This is a genomic window from Paenibacillus xanthanilyticus (genome assembly GCF_042682185.1).
GTDB classification, from domain to species: domain Bacteria; phylum Bacillota; class Bacilli; order Paenibacillales; family Paenibacillaceae; genus Paenibacillus_Z; species Paenibacillus_Z xanthanilyticus.
This window is the reverse complement of record NZ_JBHUHA010000002.1, coordinates 1,160,829-1,181,293: the sequence shown is the minus strand read 5'-3', so window position 1 is coordinate 1,181,293 and position 20,465 is coordinate 1,160,829. Positions and strand designations below refer to the sequence as shown.

Annotated in this window: 23 protein-coding genes; 20 read left to right on the top strand and 3 right to left on the bottom strand. The window is 61.2% G+C overall.

The genetic code is table 11. The features are described 5' to 3' along the window. Positions 1-101 precede the first annotated feature (101 nt). Positions 102-707 (bottom strand): TetR/AcrR family transcriptional regulator, encoded by a 606-nt coding sequence (locus ACFSKT_RS22350; protein ID WP_377716396.1) that lies wholly within the window; start codon positions 705-707, stop codon positions 102-104. 220 nt (positions 708-927) lie between these two features. On the opposite strand from ACFSKT_RS22350, the gene ACFSKT_RS22345 reads away from it, so the two are divergent. From ACFSKT_RS22345 to ACFSKT_RS22310, 8 genes are all read left to right on the top strand, one after another. Then, complete coding sequence (locus tag ACFSKT_RS22345) at positions 928-1,686, top strand: SDR family oxidoreductase (protein ID WP_377716398.1); 759 nt, start codon at positions 928-930, stop codon at positions 1,684-1,686. Between the two features lie 170 nt (positions 1,687-1,856). Then, positions 1,857-2,348, top strand: a complete 492-nt coding sequence (locus ACFSKT_RS22340) for a CBO0543 family protein (RefSeq protein WP_377716400.1) — start codon at positions 1,857-1,859, stop codon at positions 2,346-2,348. Between the two features lie 261 nt (positions 2,349-2,609). Then, on the top strand, positions 2,610-3,533 hold the full coding sequence (locus ACFSKT_RS22335) for an aldo/keto reductase (RefSeq protein WP_377716401.1): 924 nt from the start codon (positions 2,610-2,612) through the stop codon (positions 3,531-3,533). A 244-nt stretch (positions 3,534-3,777) separates the two neighbouring features. After that, a complete protein-coding gene (locus tag ACFSKT_RS22330) occupies positions 3,778-4,716 on the top strand; it encodes an aldo/keto reductase family protein (RefSeq protein WP_377716403.1) in 939 nt (312 codons plus the stop codon). Between the two features lie 33 nt (positions 4,717-4,749). Next, positions 4,750-5,598 (top strand): NAD-dependent epimerase/dehydratase family protein, encoded by an 849-nt coding sequence (locus tag ACFSKT_RS22325; protein WP_377716405.1) that lies wholly within the window; start codon positions 4,750-4,752, stop codon positions 5,596-5,598. A gap of 3 nt (positions 5,599-5,601) precedes the next feature. Further along, positions 5,602-6,498, top strand: coding sequence for a DMT family transporter (locus tag ACFSKT_RS22320; protein WP_377716406.1), 897 nt, complete (start codon positions 5,602-5,604; stop codon positions 6,496-6,498). 124 nt (positions 6,499-6,622) lie between these two features. Further along, positions 6,623-7,603: a Gfo/Idh/MocA family protein gene (locus tag ACFSKT_RS22315; RefSeq protein WP_377716408.1), complete on the top strand. Its 981-nt coding sequence runs from the start codon at positions 6,623-6,625 to the stop codon at positions 7,601-7,603. A 346-nt stretch (positions 7,604-7,949) separates the two neighbouring features. Next, entirely contained in the window at positions 7,950-8,948 is a 999-nt protein-coding gene (locus ACFSKT_RS22310; protein WP_377716411.1) for a DUF3231 family protein, read from the top strand. Positions 8,949-9,066: 118 nt separating this feature from the next. Here the strand turns inward: ACFSKT_RS22310 and ACFSKT_RS22305 are convergent, their stop codons facing one another. Further along, positions 9,067-9,267, bottom strand: a complete 201-nt coding sequence (locus ACFSKT_RS22305; protein WP_377776386.1) for a methyl-accepting chemotaxis protein — start codon at positions 9,265-9,267, stop codon at positions 9,067-9,069. Next, positions 9,264-9,794: a GNAT family N-acetyltransferase gene (locus ACFSKT_RS22300; RefSeq protein WP_377716413.1), complete on the bottom strand. Its 531-nt coding sequence runs from the start codon at positions 9,792-9,794 to the stop codon at positions 9,264-9,266. Before ACFSKT_RS22300 ends, ACFSKT_RS22305 begins: the two co-directional genes overlap by 4 nt. A gap of 134 nt (positions 9,795-9,928) precedes the next feature. On the opposite strand from ACFSKT_RS22300, the gene ACFSKT_RS22295 reads away from it, so the two are divergent. The 12 genes from ACFSKT_RS22295 (at position 9,929) to ACFSKT_RS22240 (ending at position 20,379) form a co-directional block, all read left to right on the top strand. Beyond that, a complete protein-coding gene (locus ACFSKT_RS22295; protein WP_377716415.1) occupies positions 9,929-10,807 on the top strand; it encodes a LysR family transcriptional regulator in 879 nt (292 codons plus the stop codon). Next, positions 10,807-11,094 carry a hypothetical protein gene (locus tag ACFSKT_RS22290; RefSeq protein WP_377716416.1) on the top strand — a complete coding sequence of 96 codons (288 nt, stop codon included), beginning with the start codon at positions 10,807-10,809 and terminating at the stop codon, positions 11,092-11,094. The genes ACFSKT_RS22295 and ACFSKT_RS22290 overlap by 1 nt, the downstream gene beginning before the upstream one ends. 92 nt (positions 11,095-11,186) lie before the next feature. Next, positions 11,187-11,726 (top strand): GNAT family N-acetyltransferase, encoded by a 540-nt coding sequence (locus ACFSKT_RS22285; RefSeq protein ID WP_377716418.1) that lies wholly within the window; start codon positions 11,187-11,189, stop codon positions 11,724-11,726. Between the two features lie 164 nt (positions 11,727-11,890). Beyond that, positions 11,891-12,757, top strand: a complete 867-nt coding sequence (locus tag ACFSKT_RS22280) for a transporter substrate-binding domain-containing protein (RefSeq protein ID WP_377716632.1) — start codon at positions 11,891-11,893, stop codon at positions 12,755-12,757. A gap of 37 nt (positions 12,758-12,794) precedes the next feature. Beyond that, entirely contained in the window at positions 12,795-13,589 is a 795-nt protein-coding gene (locus ACFSKT_RS22275; protein ID WP_377716419.1) for an amino acid ABC transporter permease, read from the top strand. Continuing rightward, positions 13,579-14,289, top strand: a complete 711-nt coding sequence (locus ACFSKT_RS22270; RefSeq protein WP_377716421.1) for an amino acid ABC transporter permease — start codon at positions 13,579-13,581, stop codon at positions 14,287-14,289. Before ACFSKT_RS22275 ends, ACFSKT_RS22270 begins: the two co-directional genes overlap by 11 nt. Next, positions 14,286-15,038 carry an amino acid ABC transporter ATP-binding protein gene (locus ACFSKT_RS22265; RefSeq protein WP_377716423.1) on the top strand — a complete coding sequence of 251 codons (753 nt, stop codon included), beginning with the start codon at positions 14,286-14,288 and terminating at the stop codon, positions 15,036-15,038. Before ACFSKT_RS22270 ends, ACFSKT_RS22265 begins: the two co-directional genes overlap by 4 nt. Positions 15,039-15,049: 11 nt before the next feature. Beyond that, positions 15,050-16,060, top strand: a complete 1,011-nt coding sequence (locus ACFSKT_RS22260) for an LLM class flavin-dependent oxidoreductase (RefSeq protein WP_377716424.1) — start codon at positions 15,050-15,052, stop codon at positions 16,058-16,060. 22 nt (positions 16,061-16,082) lie between these two features. Continuing rightward, positions 16,083-17,270 carry an amidohydrolase gene (locus tag ACFSKT_RS22255; RefSeq protein ID WP_377716426.1) on the top strand — a complete coding sequence of 396 codons (1,188 nt, stop codon included), beginning with the start codon at positions 16,083-16,085 and terminating at the stop codon, positions 17,268-17,270. Next, positions 17,267-18,439, top strand: coding sequence for an N-methyl-L-tryptophan oxidase (solA, locus tag ACFSKT_RS22250; RefSeq protein ID WP_377716428.1), 1,173 nt, complete (start codon positions 17,267-17,269; stop codon positions 18,437-18,439). The genes ACFSKT_RS22255 and solA overlap by 4 nt, the downstream gene beginning before the upstream one ends. Positions 18,440-18,454: 15 nt before the next feature. Further along, a complete protein-coding gene (locus tag ACFSKT_RS22245; RefSeq protein ID WP_377716429.1) occupies positions 18,455-19,045 on the top strand; it encodes a DinB family protein in 591 nt (196 codons plus the stop codon). Continuing rightward, positions 19,042-20,379, top strand: a complete 1,338-nt coding sequence (locus ACFSKT_RS22240; protein ID WP_377716431.1) for an LLM class flavin-dependent oxidoreductase — start codon at positions 19,042-19,044, stop codon at positions 20,377-20,379. The genes ACFSKT_RS22245 and ACFSKT_RS22240 overlap by 4 nt, the downstream gene beginning before the upstream one ends. Positions 20,380-20,465 lie beyond the last annotated feature (86 nt).

Below are 20,465 nucleotides of genomic sequence, written 5' to 3'. Positions count from 1 at the left end.
ACGGAAGAGAAGAAACCAAAGCCGCGTCCGTGAAAGGTCGCAGGTCTGAACGGCTTTGTTCGCATGCAAGCGGACAAGGCCGTTTTTATATGCGCTCAAACCTACTTGCTTTTCGGCCTCGGCACGACGGTCCGAGCGCCGGACGGGCGCCAATTGATGATCTTCACGAGCTGATCCTGCATATAGGACGTCGAGTGGGCGAACCCGCCCTCCACCCAATAGAGGACAAGGCCGAGCAGCGCGTGGATCGAGTAGATGGCGAGCAGCTCCCGGTCCGGTCCTTCCACTTCGTAGATCAGCTCTTCCTGCGTAATCCGCTTGAGCGCGGAGAACATGCGCTCGCGCAGGAGCGGGAGTACGTCGCTCTTCATCAGCGTCGTATAGACGTCGGCATGTTCGCTGAAGTGCTTGAAGATCGTGACGGAATTGGCCGGCAGCTCGTAAACGTTGAACACCTGCACGTTCTCGTAAGGCGCCCGGTAGGATTGAAGCAGCTTCTCGATGAGCTCGTCCAGCACGTCGTCGAGCAGCGCTTCCTTGCTCTCGTAGTTGGCGTAGAACGTGCCGCGATTGTAGTCGGCCAGCTGTACGATCTCGGTGATGGAGATCGCGGTGAACGGCTTCTCCGCCATGAGGGCGAGCAGCGCTTCACGCAGGGCGGCGCGGCTGCGGAGAATCCGCCGGTCGGTTTTTTTCGTGTCGGGCATGCCTTTCCATTCCTTTTTCGTGTTATTGAACAGTTTGGCGCGATTTGTGCGTTAGCGGTCAAATCGGCCGATTTTACTGATTGTAACCCCTTCCAATCGTCTATTATACTCGGTTTAACAACTGTTCTCTACTGTACAGTTGTTGGTTTACTCGTCTAGACGGCACCGACTCGCGCGATGCCACAACCTATACATTATCCCTTGCAGGAGGTCATTCAACATGAAACTTACGGGCAAAGTAGCCGTCGTTACGGGCGCGGCATCGGGCATGGGCAAAGCGATCGCGGAGCTGTATGCGGCCGAGGGCGCGAAAGTCGTCGTCGCCGACCTGCGGCTTGAATCCGCACAGGAGGTCGTGGCGGGCATTGAAGGCAAAGGCGGACAAGCGATCGCGGTTGCGGCGAACGTCGCCATCGAGGCGGATATTCAGCAGATGATCGATACGGCCGTCGAGCAATACGGCACGGTCGACATTCTAGTCAACAACGCGGGCATCATGGACAACTTCGTGCCGGCAGGCGACCTGACGGACGAGCTGTGGGAGCGCGTCTTCGCGATCAATACGACGGGTCCGATGCGCGCGACGCGCAAAGCGCTGCCGATCTTCCTGGAGAAGAAGAGCGGCGTCATCATCAACGTGGCTTCCGCGGGCGGCTTGTACGGCTCCCGGGCAGGCGCGGCCTATACGGCGGCGAAGCATGCGGTGGTCGGCTTCACGAAGAATGTCGGCTTCCAATACGCGACGTCGGGCATTCGCTGCAACGCGATCGCCCCGGGCGGCGTCGCGACGAACATCGGCACGTCGATGACGGCCCCGAACGAATTCGGCATGAGCCGCGCCATGGTGGGCATGCAGATCAATCCGCGCGTAGGCACGCCGGAGGACATCGCGAAGGTCGCGCTGTTCCTTGCTTCCGACGATTCCGGCTTCGTGAACGGCACGGTCGTGACGGCCGATGCAGGCTGGACAGCCTATTAATTCGTCTCGTTCAAGTTGAACCACGCAAGGCGGTCAACGGCATGATGCCGATTGGCCGCTTTTTTTGCGTCGAGCCCGCGCGGATGCCGAACAGATGTGCATACAAATTGTTGCCTGATGCAAAATAATGGTGTGCGCGTAAACATCCGCCACGACTGGAGGTGAACGGCGTGTCCGAATTGGCCATCGATCGGACGATACTTATATCCATCGACATCATAATCGCGCTGGCCTTGATCTGGCTCACGCCCAAGGACAAGCTCCGGGAGGCGACGATCATCTTCCTCTTCAAGCAGACGATGACGTGGAGCTTCGGCTTGCTGGTCGTGGAATGGGGACTAATCGAGTATCCGGTTCGCGAATTCGTAAGGGCGAACGCGACGAGTTTTTCGTTCGAATATTTTATCTATCCATCCCTGTGCGTCATTTTCAATCTTCGCTATCCGACAAGGTCGGCAAGATGGAAGAGATGGGCATGGATCCTCGCTTTTCCGACCGCGATGACGATCTTGGAAGTCATGATCGAGCGCAATACGGAGTTGATCCGTTTCGTGCACTGGAACGGTTACTATACATGGATAACGCTCTTGCTCACGTACTTAATGTCGCGGACGTATTTCGTATGGATGTATCGTCACAGCGGCAAAGGCTACAGCTGGTAAAACCCCGTCGGGCGGCCGACGGGGTTAATTGCTTAGAGCATGCGGCCGATTCGCCTTGCCTGGGCAAGTATCGTTATAACGGTTCTCGGCCTTGTCTGAGGCGACGTATTCGTTACAATAATGGGGGATGAACGGGCGGCTGTTGCCCTACGGCGTCCTTGATCTCGGCGCTGCGATTGTGAGACAATGCGGTTGGCCTTATGGCTTCGTCCTGATGATGGCATGGATAAGAGCGTGAACACAAAGAGGAGGATACACGGTATGCGTACGATCAAGCTTGGCACGAGCGGATTGGATGTGCCTGTTGTCGCGGTTGGCTGCATGCGGATCAATTCGCTGGAGAAGAAGGAAGCGGAGCGGTTCGTGCAGGCTTCCTTGGAGCAGGGGGCGAATTTCTTCGATCACGCGGATATTTACGGCGGGGGCGCCTGCGAAGAGATTTTCGCCGATGCGATACATATGAATGACAGCGTGAGGGAGAACATCATCCTGCAGTCCAAATGCGGCATTCGTCCCGCTAAGGGCATGTTCGACTTCTCGAAGGAACATATTCTGGCGTCCGTCGACGGCATTCTGTCCCGTCTTCGCACCGATTATCTGGACGTCCTGCTGCTGCACCGTCCGGATACGCTCGTCGAGCCGGAGGAAGTGGCCGAAGCGTTCGATCAGCTGGCCAGCTCGGGCAAGGTGCGCCACTTCGGCGTCTCCAACCAGCATCCGATGCAGATTCAGCTGCTCCAGAAATACGTGAAGCAGCCGCTGGTCGCCAATCAGCTGCAGCTGAGCATTACGAACGCGACGATGATTTCGAGCGGCTTCAACGTGAACATGGCCAACGAATCCGCGGTGAACCGCGACGGCGGCATTCTGGACTTCTGTCGTCTGCACGACATCACGATTCAACCGTGGTCGCCGTTCCAGTACGGCTTCTTCGAGGGCGTGTTCCTCGGCAGCGACAAGTTTCCGGAATTGAACGAGGTCATCGACGAGATCGCGGCCAAATACGAAGTCAGCGCCACGACGATCGCCATGGCATGGCTGCTCCGCCATCCGGCGCGCATGCAGCCGGTGACGGGTACGACGAACGTCGAACGTCTGACCGACTGCATCAAGGCGAGCCGCGTCGAGCTGACACGCGAGGAATGGTATGCGATCTTCCGCGCGGCGGGCAACGTGCTGCCGTAAGGAACGCGATTGGCGTTGCGGCTATCCGCGGCGCAACCGTCTCCGGCCACTGCAGGCCGGGGACTTTTTTTGTCGTTTAAGGCCAACGTCCACGTCCGGCACTGCGGGGGCGGTTTTACATAGAACTTGCCAAATCTCTTTCCTTACGTTGAACTTATTTCCATCGTCATCGAAGTAGGATAGAATGTTGATGTATCTCGTAGCACTAGATTTTGGTAACGAATGAATAGGAGGCGTTGTGTTCATGAAGTATCGGAAATTAGGCGGGAGCGGCATCAAGGTTAGCGAAATCAGCTTGGGCAGCTGGCTTACATACGGCGGCTACGTGGAGCGCGAGAACGCGGTGAACGCGATCAAGACAGCCTACGAGCTTGGCATCAATTTCTTCGACACGGCCAACGTGTACGAGCGGGGCGCGGCGGAAGAGCTCGTCGGCGAAACGTTGAAAGCGTATCCACGGCATTCCTACGTGCTGGCGACGAAGGTGTTCGGCCAGATGGGCGACGGTCCGAACGACCGCGGCCTCTCCCGCAAACATATCCTCGAGCAGGCGGACGCCAGCCTCAAGCGGCTCGGCCACGATTACGTGGACATCTATTACTGCCATCGCTACGACCCGGAGACGCGGCTCGAAGAGACGCTGCGCGCGCTGGATGATCTCGTTCGCCAAGGCAAAGTGCTGTACGTCGGGGTGAGCGAATGGCAAGCCGCCCAGATGGCGGAGGCGCTCGGCGTCGCGGATCGCTATCTGCTGGATCGGATCGTCGTGAATCAGCCGATCTACAACATGTTCGAGCGCTACATCGAGAAGGAAGTCATCCCGCTCGGCGAACGCGCCGGCATCGGTCAGGTCGTGTTCTCGCCGCTGGCGCAAGGGCTTCTGACCGGCAAATACACGTCGGCGTCCGCCATCCCGGAAGGCAGCCGCGCGGCGAGGCTCGAGTGGATGCGCAATGGCATCACCGAGGAGAAAATCTTGAAGGTGCGCGCGCTCGAAGGCGTCGCGGCCGAGCTCGACATCACCGTGGGCAACCTGGCGCTGGCTTGGATCCTGCGTCAGCCGAACGTGGCGAGCGCGCTCGTCGGCGCGAGCCGTCCGGAGCAGGTGACCGAGAACGCGAAGGCGTCCGGCATCGAGCTGAGCGAGGAGACGCTCAAGCGAATCGACGAGATCTTGGCATAAATTCTATTCTTCATCAGACAAGGAGAGCGCACAATGGCAAAGGTAGTTGTAACGGGCGGAAGCGGGATGCTGGGCCGGTGGGTCGTCAAACATTTTATCGAGCAAGGCTATGAGGTGCTGAGCGTGGACACCCGTCCACCCGAAGAGGCGGTATGCCCCTCGCTGACGATCGATCTGGAGGATCTTGGCCAGACGTACGGAGCGCTGGCTGGCGCGGACGCGGTCGTGCATATGGCGGCGATTCCGAGGGCGGGCATGACCTCGCCGGAGGTGACGTTCCGCAACAACGTCATGACGACGTACAACGTGCTGGAGGCGGCGGCCGGACTGGGCATCCGCAAGGCGGTTATCGCCTCGAGCGAGTCGTCCTACGGCATCTGCTTCGCGGTGCATCCGCTTAGTCCTGCGTACGTGCCGATGGACGAGGCGCACCCTCAGCTGCCGCAGGACAGCTATGGGCTGTCCAAGATCGTGAACGAGGCGACGGCGGACATGTTCCACCGCCGCACGGGCATGCAGGTCGTGTCGCTGCGCCTTGGCAACGTCATTCCGCCGGAATGGTACGAGCGGTTCCCGTCGTTCATCCATAAGCCGGAGGAACGCGAGCGCATCCTGTGGAGCTACATCGACACGCGCGACGCAGCGGAAGCGTGCCGGCTGGCCGTCGAGGCGGAAGGGCTCGGATCGGTCGCGCTCAACCTTGCGGCGGACGAATCGAGCATGGACATCCCGAGCCGCGAACTCATGGCCGCCCGGTACCCGGGCGTGACCGACTTCCGCGCCGAGCTGTCCGGCCATGAGTCGCTGCTCAGCAGCGAGAAGGCGAAGCGCCTGCTCGGGTGGCAGCCCCGTTACAAGTGGCGCGAGCAGCTGGGCCGCTAACTTGTGAGCTATGTGCTGCTTCTGCTGGCGACGCTCTCGTGGAGCTTCGTCGGCATTCTCGTCAAGCTGGCTTCGAGCGTGGCGGACAGTTGGCTCATCACGTTCGCGCGATTCTTCCTCGGCGTCGTCTTCCTCGGCGTTTATTTGCTGCTGAGAGATCGCAAGCTCTCGCTTCGGGCGGCGCTTCCCTGGATCTGGATCGGGGCGATCGGCAAGTCGCTGAACTACCTATTCGAGAATATCGCGATCGCGATCGGGTACGCCTACGCGGACATTCTCGTGCAGCCGGCGCAGACGATCACGCTGCTATTGGCGGCGCGCTTCATGCTCGGCGAGCGAATTACGCCGCGCGGCTGGATCGCCTCCGCGCTCTGCGTGACAGGGGTGCTTATCGTCGGCTGGAACGGCATGCCGATCGGGCTGCTGCTTGGCGGCGGCGCGCTCACGACGCTGCTGTTCACGCTCGCGGGCATCGGCGCGGCCGTGCATATTCTGAGCCAGCGCGTCCTCGTGCGCACCATGGACGCGGGCAATCTGAACTTCTCGGTGTTTCTGTGGAGCGCCGCGCTGTGCGCGCTGCCGCTGCCTTTCCAGTCGGAGGGCATAACCGGCGAGTGGACGGCTGCCGCCTGGATCGCCTTGCTTCTGCTCGGCGTGATCACGGGACTGAGTTTTCTGTGGTTCGCCGAGGCGATGAAGAAGGTGCCCTTCGCGATCGTGGCGATCGTCGGCAACTGCTCGGTGCTGTTCACGATCCTGTGGGCGTACCTGTTCTTCCGCGAGCCGATAACGTGGATCGTCATCTTGGGCACGATCGTATTCGTCGCCGGCTTCCTGCTGCTTAACTTTTCGGTACCGCGCCGGGAAGCAAAGCGGGAGAGCGGCGAACTGACCGCATAAATTACGCCTGACCCAAGCCGGGTAATAAGGCTTGCGGGCTTTCAATACGCAACGTATCCGAGCCTCCGGCACGCCATGTCCCGGAGGCTGCGTTGTACGAAATAGCGAGAGGATGAGGGGAATCATGACGTTGAATGTGGGGATTATTGGGACTGGCTGGTTCAGCAACGTGCACGCCGATATTTTAACCCGTATGGACGGGGTCGCCGTGAACGCGTTCGCGGGATCCAGTCTCGCGAAGGCGGAGCAGTCCGCGCTGCGCTACGCGTCGTCCAAGCCGTATGCGAGCGTGGAGCAGATGCTCGATCAAGCCAAGCCGGACGCGGTGTATATTTGCGTACCGCCCTTCGCGCACGGCGATATCGAGCGGCAGCTCATCGAGCGGGGCATTCCGTTCCTCGTCGAGAAGCCGCTCGGCACCGGCATGGGGGAGCCGCTTGCGATCGCCGAGGCGGTGAAGAAAGCCGGATTGACGACGTCCGTCGGCTACCACTTCCGGTATGCGGACGCGGCTTCGAGAGCGGCGGACCTGCTTCGCGACCGGACGGCCGGCATGGCGCTCGGGTATTGGATGGGCGACATGCCGCAGGTGTACTGGTGGCGCAAGCAGGAGGGCTCCGGGGGCCAATTCATCGAGCAGACGACGCATATCGTCGACCTGCTGCGTTATTTGCTCGGCGAGGTGGAGGAGGTATACGCCGCCTTCGCGCAGCGCGCGATGCACGAACGGCACGAGGGCGTGACTGTCCACGACGTGGGCACCGTGACGATGAAGCTGGCGAGCGGCGCCGTCGCGACGATCTCCAACACGTGCATCCTGCCGGAAGGCGGTCAGGTCGGCCTGACCGTCTACACCGCGCAAGGACAGGTTGAAGTGCGGCCAGACAAGCTGATCGTGACGGAGAAGGGCGTGCTGACCGAGCATCGGAACGCGGGCAATCCGTACGAGCGGGAGAACGAAGCGTTCATCCGGGCCGTGCGAACGGGCGACGTCTCGGGCATTCGTTCGTCGTATGCGGACGCGGCGAGGACGATGGCGGTGACGCATGCGGCGCTGCGCTCGGCACAGAGCGGGCTGCCGGTTCGGGTGGCGTACGGCGAGTAAGTTCGCGATGATGAAGAAAGATAGGAATGACGGGAATGCGAAATCTCGTCATTCCCTGCCGGGAGAGCCGCTCGATCGAGCGGTTTTTTTTTCGTTTCATGGCAAATGTCTGCCGGGATCGGCCGAGCGGCGAGTCAAGCGGCGGTGCACGAAGGGCTGCTTGCCGCGTCCCGGAAGGACAAGGGTTCTGTCTAGTCGTCGGCGGTGACGCGGTATCGGGTGCCGACTACTGAAGCGCGCCATGCAACGCTCCCCGTCTATAGCAAGAAAAGCATGACGAAAAGTATGCTTTTTGCGGGAGTAGGGCATTTTAGGGAACAACGACCCGCATCGGGAGGCATCCAACGTGAAGCATCATACTTCGCTAACGTCGGCAGAGGTAGGGAACCTATGGAATTTCTACATGGCCAATACGCTTTCACATTGCTTGCTGAGCCATTTTTTGGCGACCGTCGAAGATAAAGAAGTCCGCGGCATTTTAAAGCAATGTGACAATCTTGCCGTGGAAATCTCGGATTACGTCGTGGAAGTATATAAGCCGGAAAGACATCCGCTGCCCTTTGCATTTAACGAGCAGGATGTGAACAAAGGCGCCCCTCGGCTATATTCGGACAATTACTACATTGAGTTCATGGATATGATGTTGAAGGTCGGCATAATCTATTATGCCATTACGCTTCCGAATACTTCGAGGCCTGACGTGCGGAAAGCGATCACGAAGTTCCTGTTCGACACGGCCGAGCTGTCGAACGAAATGACGGAGATCATGCAGCGCAAAGGGTTGTATATCCGACCTCCGTATATGCCGCCGAGCGAGAAGGAGATCGTGCTTAAGCAAAGCTTCTTCAACGGGTTGTTCGGGGACAAGCGGCCTCTGCTCGGCGTCGAGATCTCGCAAATTTTCGCCAACGTGCAGTTCAATTCGCTCAAAGCCGTGCTGCTGACCGGTTTTGCCCAGGTGGCGGAATCCCAGAAGATTCGGGATTATTTTATCCGCGGCAAGAACATCAACATCGAGCAAGGCAACGCCCTGCTGAACCTGCTTCGCAAAGAGGATTTGCCGGCAACGCTGCCTTCGCAATATACGATAACCGCCAGCACGGTCCCGCCGTTCTCGGATAGACTGATGCACTTTTTCGTCACGAGTCTGTCCTCGGCCAAGGTGCGTAATTTCGGAGACTCGATCGCGGTCAGTCCGAGACATGATTTGGGGGCCCTATACGCCAAACTGTTGGTTCAGACCGGCAACTACGCCGAAGACGGGGGCAATCTGATGATCGAGAACGGCTGGATGGAGCAGCCGCCGCATACGCCGGATCGGCACAAACTAGCGATGAAAACTTAGTCTTCGGCGGCGAGGAGTCGGAATGACCCGGCGGCGATTCGCGCCAATCGAAAAAACCGCCGCGGATCGCCGCGGCGGTATTCGTGTTGCATTTGAAGCACTTACAGCTCGAAACGATTCATCCGCTCGTCGAGCTGTCAGGCGATTTCGCCGAGCTGGCTCGCGCTCTGCGCGATTTCCTCCGCATCGTAATGTTCTCCGCGCAATCCGCGACTTGAGCGGCAAGATTGCGCACCTCGCCGGCCACGACTGCGAAGCGGCGTCCGCTCTCGCCGGCCCGCGCCGGCGATTGCCGATGGCGTGTGAGCTTATCGTCTATATCCGCAGCGCCGCCTCGTTCAGCTCGAGCCGATAGCCTTTCACGACCGCTTCTCCGCCCGTCATATCGGTCTCGCTGGCTCGTTCGAAGCCTAGCCGCTCGTATAGTCGGATCGCATCCTGCATCAAGTCGGTCGTATGGAGATTCAGCCGATCGGCGCCGAGCGCCTTGGCGCGGCGGATCGCCTCGCGGATGAGCAGCGTGGCCACGCCGCGGCCTCTGGCCTCGGGGGCGACCGCCAAATAACGAAAGACCGGGTTGCGAATGTTCAGCTCCGGCATGCCGTAGGCTTCCTCTGATGAGCCGAACAGCTGCAGGCTGCCGATGAGCCGTCCTTCCAGCACGGCGACGATGCGGGCGATCGGCCGTCCTTCATCGAACGATGCGCGGAGCGAAGCCCGATACGTTTCCCAGCGTCCGGCAGGCAGCACATCCGCGTATTGGCCGTATGCGGCCAGCAGCACGTCGATGAAGCCGTCCCGATCCTCCTCCCTCGCATCTCGCACTTCAATCACGGCATTACGCATGCGCGTCCCCCTTTACATTTTTTATACGCCTACTATATTCCAAAATCCCAACTATTCCTATATGATAAAGTTAATTTCAATGCTGGAATTGAAAACTTCTATCGTGCCCATTCATTCCAAGGAGGGATCCGCGCATGAATATCGAGAACATCGAAGCCTTCGTGTACGTCAACCATTACGGCAGCTTCAACAAGGCGGCCGAAGTGTTATTCTTGTCCCAGCCGTCGGTGACCGCCCGCATTCAGACGCTCGAGCGCGAGCTGGACTGCAAGCTGTTCGACCGCCAAGGCAAGCAAATCATGCTGACGGAGAAAGGCAAGCAGTTCCTGCCTTATGCCCAGCAAATTCTCCAGACGATCCAGAAAGGCCGGCTCCACTTGCAGGACCGAGTCGTCCGTCCCCAAGAGCTGCGCATCGGCAGCACGGTGTCGGTGTCGAACTATTTAATCCCGGATATTCTTCCCCAGCTGCGCCGCCAGTTCCCGGAGCTTGCATTCAAGCTGACGACCGCGCCGTCCGACGAGCTGGTCAAAAAGCTGCTCGACCGCGAGATCGATCTCGCGTTCGTGCGCAAGCTCAGCCATCCCTCGCTGCAATCCTATCCATTCTATGAAGATCCGATCCGGCTCTATGTCTATGAAGGACATCCGTTCGCCCGGACGCGCCGGGTGACGATCAGCGAAATTCGCCATCAGACGCTCGTCTTCTTCGAGTGCGGCTCGCTCGATTGGCTGCGGCTGCATCGCGTCTTCGAGCATCTCGAGCACAAGCCGCATATCGCGTTCCACGCCGACAACTCCGAGACCGCCAAGAAGCTCGTGCTTCAGAAGGCGGGCATCTGCTTCCTGCCCGGCCTGTGCGCCCAGGAGGAGGAGGAGCGGGGAAATCTCATCCCGGTCGAGATTGAGGAGACCAAGGGCATCTCCCTGTATACGAACTTGATTGCCCTGACTGGCGAGAACGAGGAGTTCATCCATGCGATTATGGCGAAAGAGAGCATGTATAGTATTTGATGGGCAAGGCACAAAGCTGTGAGGAAGGACATCCGCCCAGCTTTGTGCTGTTGTCAAAATGCTGCCCAGTTTATCAACTGTGGCAAAATGCTGAGCAGTTTAACCTCGTTGGCAAAATGCTGAGCAGCTTAACCGCTGCTCAAACCAATTTGCCTGCTCAAACCAATTTGCCTGCTCAAACCAATTTGCCATGGGCAATCCAATTTTCCAAGGCACAAAGCTGTGCAGACCGCCATCTGCCCAGCTTTGTGCCATTCTTCAATCCATCTATAGAGAAACTCTATTAGCGCGCCGGGAAGAGGCGGTGATACAGTAATAACATCCTAAATCCCATTAAACACATGGGAATTATGTTTATCCAGATAGAAGGGGTGAAGTCATGGGGGAAGTGTTCCGTTTGGCAGGCGTGGACGATGCCGCCCGGCTTCGGGAGGTTATCTATGAGGCGTATTCGCTCATTCGGGAGCTGAAGCTGAGCTGGCCGGCAGCCCATGCGGACGTCGCGTTAGTGAGAGATAACATCATTCGGAACGAATGCTACGTGCTGGAAGCGGACGGCGTCATTAAGGCGACGATTACGCTGTCCAAGGGGAACGAAGTGAAGGATTTTACGGACTATCCGTTCATCAAATGGTTCGCGGTTCATCCGGACGAACAAGGCAAAGGGTATGGCGACAAGCTGCTGACGTGGGTGGAATACGAGGTCATCCGCGAGCGGGTCGGCGAGCCGGCGGTGACGCTCGGCACGGCGGAGCGTCATCCTTGGCTGCTGCCGATGTACCTGCGCCGGGGCTACGAGAGCATCCACGCGTTCGACCCCGGCAACGGGGACGGCACGATGCATTTGCTTCGCAAGGTGATCGACCCGGATCTGTTCGCGCGGCGAAACGGGGATCGGCGGCAGGCGGCCGGGCATTAGCGGGCGTCGAGCGCGCGCTTGCGACCCGAGCCATGCCGCAAGCGCAGAGCTTGCGGACCGCGAACGCGACCCAATGACTACACCAAACCAATAAGAAACGGCGAAACGGCAAGTCGACCCGATCATGGGCGCGGTCGTTGGCCAAATATGGAGGGGCATGGATGATGAAGAGAAAAATGTTGACGGCGGCTGCGGCCGCGCTATCTTTGACGCTGGTCGTAACGGGGTGCGGTTCGAGCAAAAACGAGGGCGGCAATAACGCGGTGAACGCATCGGCGACGGCATCGGGCGACAATGCGAAAGCCGGCGGCGAGGCGAAGAAGATCATTGTGGGCACCGGCACGGAATTTCCGCAAATTTGCTTCATCGACGAGAACGGCAAGCTGACCGGCTTCGACGTGGAGCTGGTGCGCGAGATCGACGAGCGGCTGGCGGAATACGAGTTCGAATTCCAGACGATGGAGTTCTCGAACCTGCTGCTGAGCCTGGAGACGAAGAAGATCGACTTCGTGGCGCACGAGATGGAGAAGAATCCGGAGCGCGAGCAGAAGTATCTGTTCAACAAAGTGCCGTACGCCCACTGGCGCAACCGGATCATCGTCGCGAAGGACAACGATTCGGTCAAGACGCTGGATGACCTCGCCGGCAAGAAGGCGATTACGAGTCCGACGAGCGCGGGCAATCAGATTCTCGAGAATTACAACAAGGATCACGACAAGAAGATCGAGATCGTCTATGAGGGCAGCGCTGCCAACGATACGATCAACCAGATCGCGAGCGGCCGCGTCGACGCGACGATCGGCGCCGATTTCTCGCTGGCGCTGGAAGACCCGCAGAAGAAGCTGAAGACGGTCGGGGAACCGCTGTCCGAGGCGGATATCCTGTTTATTTTCCGCAAGGACGAACCGGAAGCGCAGAAGCTCGCGGACGCGATCGACGGCGCGCTGACGGAAATCAAGTCGGACGGCACGCTCGGCAAGCTGAGCGAGGAATGGCTGGGCAGCGACTTTACGGGAGATACGGTCAAGTAGCGTAACCTTACTTAGACGAGAAAGGTGAGAGCGACGGATGGAGTATGGCTTCGATATCACCTACATTTTCGATTTTATCCCCAAGCTGCTGCAGGTGCTGCACCTGACGCTGGCGATCGTGGCGGGCGCGATCGGGATCGGGCTCGTCGTCGGCCTGCTGGCTGCGCTCCCCCGGCTGTACAAGGTGCCGGTGCTGCAGCGGCTTTCCCAGGTATACGTGTCGTTCTTCCGGGGTACGCCGATTCTCATCCAGCTGTTCCTGTTCTATTACGGGCTGCCGGAGCTGCTGAAGCTCGTGCATATCGACGTGACCAAGGCGCCGGTGCTGTTCTTCGTCATCGTCACGTTCGGCCTGAACGCCGGCGCGACGATCGCGGAGATCATCCGCGCTGCCGTGACGGCCGTAGACCGGGGGCAGGTAGAGGCGGCCTACTCGGTCGGCATGACGGGCTACCAATCGTTCGCGCGCATCGTGCTGCCGCAGGCGCTGGCGACGGCCGTGCCGGTATTCGCGAATCTGGTCATCGCCATGCTGAAGGAGACGTCGCTTGCCTTCGCGCTGGGCGTGATGGAGCTGACAGGCAAAGCGCAGACGCTCGGCACGCTGACCCGCCATTTCATGGAGACGTATATCGCGCTGGCCATCATCTACTTGGCGGTCAGCTTCACGCTCGAGCGCGTCTTGCTGCTCTTCGAGCGCAGGCTGCAGCGTCACCTGCGGCGAGATACGCCGGATCGGGAGCGAGGCTGGCGGATATGGCGCGGACGCAAGCCGCTGCGCGAGCTGTCCCCGGAATTGAGCGGCAAGGAGGTGCCGAGATATGAAGCTTGACCTATCCTTTATCTGGACCGCGTTCGTCGGGCTGCTGCCCGCGATTCCGACGACGCTTATTCTGACGCTGGTCTCCGTTACGTGCGGTTTCGTCATCGGCACGGCGACGGCGCTGGCGCGCTTGTACCGCATTCCGGTGCTGGCGCAGCTCGCGAGCAGCTACGTGACGTTTATCCGGGGTACGCCGATGCTTGTGCATTTGCTGCTCATTTATTTCAGCCTGCCGCTGCTGATCGACGCGCTGTCCGCACAGCTGGATCTCGGCTGGAATTCGGCGAAGGTGCCGATGATCACGTTCGCATTCGTCTCTTTCTCGATTACGGCGGGCGCTTATATGTCCGAGGTCGTGCGCTCCGGCCTGCTGGCGATCGACCGCGGCCAGATGGAAGCGGCGCTGTCGGTCGGCATGACGGTGCCGCAGGCGCTGCGGCGCATCGTGTTCCCGCAGGCCGTCGCGGCCGCGCTGCCGAACCTGACCAATTCCGTCATCGGCATGCTGCATGGGTCGACGCTCGCATTCACCGTATCGGTCGTCGATCTGAACGCGAAGGCGCAGATCGTCGCGTCGACGAACTGGAAATATTTCGAGGCGTATTTGGCGGTCGCGATTATCTTCTGGGGACTCACGATCGTCATCGAGCGGATCGCGGGGGCAATCGAGCGGCGAATCAGCCTGTACAGCAGAGGAGGGGTAGCATGATTCGATTAAGCGGCATCCGCAAGAGCTTCGGGCGCAACGAAGTGCTGAAGGGCATCGATCTGAGCGTCGGGAAAGGCGAGGTCGTCGCGATTCTCGGGCCGAGCGGTTCGGGCAAAACGACGCTGCTCCGATGCATCAATTATTTGGAGAAGCCGGGCGAGGGCGAAATTCGCATCGGCGATCAGACGCTGGATGCCAGGCGCGCCGGGAAGAAGGACATCCATGCGCTGCGCCGGCGCTCCGCGATGGTGTTCCAGCAATACAATCTGTTCAGCCACAAGACCGCGCTTGAGAACGTAATTGAAGGCCTCGTCGTCGTGAAAAAAATGAACAAGGACGAGGCGCGCAAGCGGGGCATCGCCCTGCTGGAGAAGGTCGGCCTCGGCGCGAAGCTGGACGCGTATCCGAGCCGGCTCTCCGGCGGTCAACAGCAGCGCGTCGGCATCGCCAGGGCGCTCGCGCTCGAGCCGGAAGTGATTCTGTTCGACGAGCCGACGTCGGCGCTCGACCCGGAGCTGGTCGGCGAAGTGCTCGCCGTCATCCGGCGCATCGCGAAGGAGGGCATCACGATGATCATCGTGACGCACGAGATGGGCTTCGCGCAGGACGTGGCGAACCGCGTCGTCTTCATGGATGAAGGGGTCATCGTCGAGGAGGGGCCGCCCGCGCAGCTGTTCGGCAATCCGAAAGAAGAGCGGACGAAGCAATTTCTGAAGCGGCTCACGCCAGAGGCGAGCTACACGATTTAGGAGGAATGAGGATGAGCGTCTCATTAAGCATATTAGATCAAAGCCCGATCTATCCGGGCGAAACGGGCGCGGACGCGCTGGCGAAGACGGTGGCGCTGGCCCAGCGGGCGGAGGCGCTCGGCTACCGCCGATACTGGGTCGCGGAGCACCACGATTCGGAGCATCTGGCCGGCTCGTCCCCGGAGGTGCTGATCGCCTACCTGCTGGCGAAGACGAACCGCATCCGCGTCGGCTCCGGCGGCATCATGCTGCAGCATTACAGCCCGTACAAGGTGGCGGAGAACTTCAACGTCCTCGCGTCGCTCGCGCCGGGGCGCGTCGATCTGGGCGTGGGCCGCGCGCCGGGCGGTCTTCCCCGCAGCACCCAAGCCTTGCAGCGGGGCGTTGCGAACCCGGAGCCGCTCACGGACAAAATCATCGGGCTGCGGCGGTATCTGACGGGCGAGCTTGAAGAGAGCGATCCGCTGGCGGGACTTGCGGCGACGCCGATTCCGCTCGCGCCGCCGGAGCTGCACGTGCTGGGCGCATCGGAGGATAGCGCCGCGCTCGCGGCAAGCCTTGGTTTGCCGTACGTATTCTCGCTGTTCATCGGCGGGGACGAGGAAGCGGCGGTCCGGGCGGTAAGAAGGTACAAGGACGAATTCCGCGGGGCGGACGGCGCTTCGCCGCAGACGATTCTGGCGCTGTCGGCGATCGTGGCGGACACGGACGAGGAGGCGCGCGAGCTCATCCCGCCCCAGAAGCTGGTGAAGGTCTACTTAGCCAGCGGGCGGAAGGTGACGCTCGGCACCCTCGAGCAAGCCGAGGAATACGGGCGGCAGTCCGGAGAACCGTACACGATCGAGGAGAAATCGCCGCTGATCGCGGCCGGCTCCAAGGCGACGGTGCGGGCGAAGCTGCTGGAGCTGCAGGAAGCGACCGGCGTCGACGAATTCATCGTCACGGCCAACGTCGCCCCGTACGAGAAGCGGGTGCGCTCCTATGAATTGCTGAGCGAGGCGTTCGCCGAAGTGACGGCATAAAGCAAAGCGAGGAGAGGGCGATATGAGCAAGGAAACGACGCTTCGCAGCGCGGCGGCCCTGTCGGGGCGCCTGTCGGAGATCCGGCGGGAGCTGCACCGTTACCCCGAGCTGTCCCACGAGGAGTTCGAGACGACGGCACGGATTCGCAGATGGCTGGAAGCCGCCGGCATCCGCATCGCGGCATATCCCCTCCGCACGGGGTTGGTCGCGGAGATTGGGGGCCAGCGCCCGGGACCGATCATCGCCCTGCGCGCGGACATCGACGCCCTGCCCATCCAGGAGGAGACCGGGCTGCCGTTCGCGTCCGAGCATCCGGGCAAGATGCACGCCTGCGGCCACGACTTCCACACGGCCGCGCTGCTCGGCGCGGCTTTTCTGCTCCAGGAGCGCGAGGCGGAGCTGGCCGGTACGGTCCGGCTGCTGTTCCAGCCCGCGGAGGAGAAGGCGTCCGGGGCGCGGAAGGTGGTCGAGAGCGGAGCATTGGACGATGTGCAGGCCGTATTCGGCCTGCACAACAAGCCGGATCTTGCGGTTGGCACGATCGGCATCAAGGGCGGGCCGATTATGGCTGCCGCGGACGGGTTCATCGTGGAGGTGGCCGGTCTCGGCTCGCACGCCGCGGTGCCCGAAGCGGGCATCGACCCGATCGTGACAGCGGCGCATATCGTGACGGCGCTGCAGTCGATCGTCAGCCGCAGCGTCGGCTCGCTTGACAGCGCGGTCGTCAGCGTGACGAAGCTGCATAGCGGCACGATCTGGAACGTCATCCCGGAGCAAGCCGTACTCGAGGGCACGATCCGCACGTTCGACGAGCAGGTGCGCAGCCGCGTGATGACGCGCTTCGCCCAAATCGTCGAAGGCGTCGCGGCCGCATATGGCACGACCGCCAAGCTAAGGTGGATCGAGGGGCCGCCCCCGGTCCGCAACGACGAGGCGCTGGCTGCCCTGGCATGGCAGGAAGCGGAGCAGCTCGGCTTGCTTCCGGTCGTACCCGTTCCATCTCCGGCCGGCGAAGACTTCGCGGTCTATCAGCAGCTCGTTCCGGGACTCTTCGTCTTCCTCGGCACGTCCGGGCCGCACGAGTGGCATCATCCGTCGTTCGATCTGGACGAACGCGCGCTGCCGGTCGCGGCGGATTTCCTCGCCGGGACGGCGGTTCGGGCGCTCTCGCATTTCGCGGCCCAAGCCGGCGGGCATCTCGCCGGATGAGCAGGGCGACCGGCGAGCGCGCCTACGACGTCATCATCGTCGGTGCGGGCTCCATGGGCATGAGCGCCGGCTACCAGCTGGCCAAGCGAGGGGTCCGGGCACTGCTGCTCGACGCGTTCGACCCGCCGCACGGCGAAGGCAGCCATCACGGCGAGACGCGGCTGATCCGCCATGCCTATAGCGGCGGCGACGCTTACGTCCGTCTTGCGCAGCGCGCCCAGCAATTGTGGGAGGAGGCGGAGGCGCTGACAGGCGACCGTCTCCTTGCGAGATCGGGCGTGCTGAACCTCGCCGACCCGGAGGTGTATTCGCATCGCGGCAGATATGCGGACGCGGCGCGGCTGGGCGTATCCGCCGAGCTGCTGGACGCGGCGGACATCCGCCGCCGCTGGCCGGGGCTCGCGCTGCCCGATCGGTTCGAGGCGCTGTACGAGCCGGACGCCGGCTATTTGTTCAGCGAGCGCTGCGTAGCCGCCTACCGGAAGCTGGCGCTGGCCCATGGCGCGAAGCTTCTGACCGGCACGCGGGTGACCGGCGTTACGGCCCGCGCGGGAAGCGCGAGCGTATATACGCCGCATGGCCAATACCATGCCGAGGCAGTTATTCTCTGCGCTGGCGCATGGTTCGGCGGGCTGGCCGATTTCCTGCCGCTGCCGATTCGCCCTCTTCGCAAAGTCGTCGGCTGGTTCGAGACGAGCGGCGGCGGCTTCCGGAAAGGAACGTTCCCGGGATTCACGATGGCGACAGCAGGCGGCGTGTATTACGGCTTCCCGGATATCGCGGGGACGGGGCTGAAGATCGGCCGGCACGACGGCGGCCATCCTTGGCTGCCGGGCGAGCCGCTGGCGCCCTTCGGCCGATACGCCGAGGACGAGGGAGATCTGCGCGGCGCGCTCGAGGCTTTCATGCCCGGCGCGGCCGGTCGTCTGCTGCGCGGCTCGGCGTGCAAATACGCGATGACGCCGGACGAACATTTCATTATCGACCGTCATCCGGAGCATCCGCACGTGCTGATCGCGGGCGGCTTCTCCGGCCATGGCTTCAAGTTCGCAAGCGCAGTCGGCGAGCTGTTGGCCGAGATGGCCGACGGCACCGCCGACCGCGCGGATATCAGCCTGTTCGCGCTCTCTCGCTTCAACCCGGCGTCCGCGCCGGCACACGACCATTAAACGGAGGGGAACCGTATGAGCGAAACCGATATCCAGTCCTATCTGGACACGCATCTGCAGCTGACCCGGGCCATTGCGGGCCTGAATGAGGAACAGCTGAAGTGGAAAGAGTCCGAGACCAAATGGAGCGTCGCCGAAGTGCTGGCCCACTTGGCCGATCATAATATCGTCGTCTCCTTCCGCATCCGGGATATTCTGGCGGATACGAAAGCGCAGCTGCCGGCGTTCAACCAAGATCTATGGGTGTCCGGGCAGCATGCCAACGACAGCGACGTCTATGAGATTCTCGACGCATTCTGGGGGCTGCTCCGCTATAACGGCCAGCTGTTCCGGCGGCTTGGCGAAGCGGATTTGGATAAGAAGGGCATTAATTTCAAAGGCGAGACGGTGCGCGTTCGCGATATCATTCGCGGCTTCTCGAAGCATGTCCAGACGCATCTGAATCAGATCGAACGGATCAAGCAGGCATACGAGGCTGAGCGCGGCGGCGAAGCCCGACCGAGCGCGAAGGCGCCGGCGGCCGTCGCATCCGGCGAGTCTTCGTCATGCAGTCTGCCGTCCGCCAGTCTCCCGGCATCCGCCGCGCAAGGAGGGCAGCCGGCATGAGCAGACGCAGACAATTAAAGCTCGGCGCGATGCTGCACGGCGTCGGCAGCAGCACGTCGCTCTGGCGTCATCCGGACGTCCCGTCCGATGCGAGCGTCAATTTCGAGGTGTATAAACGATGGGTCGAGCAAGCCGAAGCCGGCAAGTTCGATCTGGCCTTCATCGCCGACGGTCTCTATATTAATGAAAAATCGATCCCCCACTTCTTGAACCGGTTCGAGCCGATTACGATCCTAAGCGCGCTCGCCTCGGTCAGTAAGCACATCGGCCTCGTCGGGACGCTGTCGACGTCCTACAGCGAGCCGTTCACGGTGGCGCGCCAGTTCGGCTCCCTCGACGTCATCAGCGGCGGCCGCGCGGGTTGGAACGTCGTGACTTCTCCGCTCGAAGGCTCGGCGCTCAATTATGGGAAGAAGGAGCATCCGGACCATGCCAAGCGGTACCGGATCGCGACGGAATATCTCGAGGTGACGCGCGGACTGTGGGACTCGTGGGAAGACGACGCGTTCGTGCGCGACAAGGCATCGGGCGTGTTCTTCGATCCGGCGAAAATGCACGCGCTGGATCACGAGGGCGAATTTTTCTCGGTGAAGGGACCGCTGAACATCGCGCGCAGCAAGCAGGGCCGGCCGGTTATTTTCCAGGCCGGGGCATCCGAGGTCGGGCGGAACTACGCGGCCAAGGAAGCCGATGCGATCTTCACCGGACACGAGACGGTCGAAGAGGCGATCGCGTTCTATCAGGATGTGAAGCGCCGCGCGGCCGGATTCGGCCGGAATCCGGACGAGATTCTGATCTTCCCGGGCATCGGGCCGGTCATCGGTTCGACCGAAGAGGAAGCCGAGCGCAAATACCAGGAGGTCGTCGATCTCGTGTCGCCGGAGAACGCGCTGCTCTACCTGGGCCGGTTCTTCGAGCATCACGATTTCTCCCAGTACGAGCTGGACGCGCCGTTCCCGGAGCTGGGCGACCTCGGGCGCAACAGCTTCCAGAGCAGCACGGACCGCATCAAGGCGCAGGCGAAGGAGAAGGGGCTGACGCTGCGGCAGGTCGCGCTGTCGGTCGCGACGCCGCGTCCGACCTTCATCGGCACGCCGGAGCAAGTCGCGGACCGGGTGCAGGAATGGTTCGAGGCGGGCGCCGCCGACGGCTTCATGGTCGGCTCCTCGGTGCCTCGCGGGCTGGAGGATTTCATTGCGCACGTCGTGCCAATTCTGCAGGAGAGAGGCTTGTTCCGGACCGAATACGAGAGCGATACGCTGCGCGGTAATCTGGGACTTGCGATTCCGGTTAATCGCTACGCGGAAGCGAAGCGAACGGCGGAGCGAGTGTAAGGCGGCATGTAGCGAACGAGCAGAAAACCTTTGCGGGCGGTATATCTACCGTTGACTGCAAAGGTTTTTTTCTTTAAATACAAGAA